Here is a 2599-nt window from a genome sequence, read left to right on the forward strand (position 1 = left end):
CCAGCACCGTGACGACCAGCACCGTGAGAGCGACGACCAAGTTGACAACGACCCGACGCGGCCTCGACGACCCCGGATCGACATCGCTCTCGGTCGTGCTCCTCACACCGGTGTTCATCGTGCTTGCCTTCGCAGCGTGGCAATCAGCTCTCTGGAGCCATGCGCGAACCGAAGCACGCGTCGCTGCGCGCGATGCAGCTGCACTTGTTGCCAGGTCTGACGCGAACGCTGGAAGTACAGCTGCGGCAACAGCTTCTGTACTGGCAAGCGACACAGCCTTACGCAACATTGACGTCACGATCAACGAGGCAGACGGTCTCGTCGTCGTCACCGTCCACGCTGATGCTCCGGGCATAATGACCGGCACGTCGAGACCTGTCGCCGTTACCGTCGCCGTGCCCGTCGAGGAGATCACCGCACCGTGACCAGGCCTCGAACACCCCGCACGACGGCTCCACCCGCAAGTCGGGGGTCCCGTCGCGGACGTGACGAGCGCGGAGGCAGCGACGCACTCGGCCTCGCATTGATCGCACCCGCCGCACTCGGAATGGCGATCGTCATCCTCTTCCTCGGTCGCGGCGTCGACAGTCGCGCCACCGTACAAGTCGCGGCCGAGTCCGGAGCCCAAGCAGCGGCCCAGGAACGCACGACAGCCGGAGCAATTACGGCTGGCCGATCAGCGGCACAAGCAATGCTCGTCGACGAACAGACCTGCAGTAACCCGAGCGTCTCCGTCGACATCAGCGCCTTTCAACCCGGTGGCGAGGTCGCCGTAACGGTCACGTGCTCGGTGTCGACGGCCGGTCTTGAGCTGATCCGGCCACAGGCCCAAACGCTGACGGCCACCGCCTTTGCCACCATCGACCCGTTGCGTGCAGCAGAGGGTGGGGGACCGTGATCCGTCGAGTCCGCGGCGAACGCGGCTCCGGCCTCGTGGCCGGCGTCGTCATCCTGTTCAGCCTGACATTCCTCGGCCTCGTGTGGCTGGCCCGCGATGTCGATCGAGGTATCTCGAATCGTTCCACCGCCAACTCAGTTGCGTTTCAGGCAGCCAGGTCAGGCGCGCAAGTGGCCTTCGCAACGCCATTGCGTCAGGGTGCCGATCCGACCATCGACGTGTCCGGCGCGATCGCTGCGGGAACCGACACTGCAACCCGGCTCCTCGAGCGCTACGACGTTTCCGGCACGACGCAGATCTCCGTCGACGCTGCAACTGTCACCGCCATCGTCGTGATTACCGATCGAGGTGTCACCGTGACCGGCCGGGCGACCGTCGAGTCGCAGCGAGCTCCATGAGCCGCTCATTCCGTTCTCGGTGCAGGGTCGCCCACTGTGTTGAGAAAGCGCCTTCATCATCGGACGCACGATTCGCCAGGAAGGGGATGCCATGTTGCAACGAGGTCTGACCGCAGTCGGACGGTTCGTCGGCGCCATCCTCGCGCTTGCCGCTCTGGCGGTCGCCGGGCCGGTCGCCCTGGTCGCAGTGGCGCGACTGCGTTTCAATTCTGCGAACCCGTTACATCAGATTCCGTTGCCCTGGCAATGGAATTCCAGGGAGATCGTCGAGGCGCTCCAGAGCCCACTCACCAACGACGTGGTCATCAACCTGCTGATCCGAACCACGCTGTCTCTGGTGTGGGTCGCGGTCGTGATCATCGTCATGACCACAGTCGTCGAAACCGTTCATCTTGTCCGACACCGCGGGCTGGCCTGGCCCGAGATTCGGGGCCTTGGCTGGGCACAACCGCCGGCCCGGTTCATTGCTGCCGGCCTCGTGGCATTCCTCCCACTGCTGGCCAACGTGACTGCGCTCGTATCGCCGCAAAGTTCACTGATGCCTTGGTCTCCGCCGTTCGCTGGTACGGAGCAAGTCGATGCATCTTCACCCGCGAACGGAGTCGATGCCCATCGGCGTCTCGCACGACATGACCAGGCACCGCCAGCGGTCTCCCTTGACCGCTCTCGACTCCATCTCGTACAACGCGGTGAGTCGATCTACGCGATCGCCGGATCACTGTCCGTCGATGTTGCCATGTCCACCGCCGACATCGCTGACTCCATCCTCGATGCGAACCTGGGCTCAATGATGCCCGGCGGCATTCGCTTCACCAACGCCGCGTACATCGAGGTTGGCTGGGAACTCGTTATCCCTGCCGACGTGCTCCCACTGGCTTCCGTCGGCCCGCCGACACCCATCACGATTCGAATCGACGGATCGACCGAATCACCGACAGATGACGCTTCGGTTTCGCACGTCGAGGTCGAAGGCGACACGCTTTTCGGCATCGCCGAACAACGACTCGGTGACGCTGCGGCCTGGCCGGACATCTTCGAGGAGAACCGCGACCGGGGCATGGTCGACGGACGAACATTCAATGACCCAAATCTGATCGTGCCGGGGTGGGAACTCAAATTGCCAACCGAACCAGGGCGCGCTGTCCCACCTGTCTTATCTGTCTCATCTGTCCCACCTGTTCCGCCTGGTCCCCCTGTTCCACCTGTCCCGCCGCATCACTCCAACACCGCAATCGAGACACCAGCGGTCCCAAACACAGCTCCGCCGACCGTTCCTGCGGTCACGCCACCGACAACGCCACCA

General features: G+C 63.9%; 4 protein-coding genes. All 4 read left to right on the forward strand.

The genetic code is table 11. From position 1 onward, the window contains the following. Positions 1-425: TadE/TadG family type IV pilus assembly protein (locus ACH2EI_RS19465; protein WP_395153828.1), on the forward strand; the 425-nt coding region annotated here is incomplete at its 5' end. Further along, a complete protein-coding gene (locus tag ACH2EI_RS19470) occupies positions 422-898 on the forward strand; it encodes a hypothetical protein (protein ID WP_395153827.1) in 477 nt (158 codons plus the stop codon). The genes ACH2EI_RS19465 and ACH2EI_RS19470, both read left to right, overlap by 4 nt. Next, the gene (locus ACH2EI_RS19475; protein WP_395153826.1) at positions 895-1296 is read left to right on the forward strand and encodes a hypothetical protein; all 402 of its coding nucleotides are present in this window, start codon (positions 895-897) and stop codon (positions 1294-1296) included. Before ACH2EI_RS19470 ends, ACH2EI_RS19475 begins: the two co-directional genes overlap by 4 nt. Positions 1297-1387: 91 nt before the next feature. Continuing rightward, positions 1388-2599: LysM peptidoglycan-binding domain-containing protein (locus ACH2EI_RS19480; RefSeq protein ID WP_395161233.1), on the forward strand; the 1212-nt coding region annotated here is incomplete at its 3' end.

The sequence above is a fragment of the Ilumatobacter sp. genome (genome assembly GCF_041688325.1).
Taxonomy (GTDB): Bacteria; Actinomycetota; Acidimicrobiia; order Acidimicrobiales; family Ilumatobacteraceae; genus Ilumatobacter_A.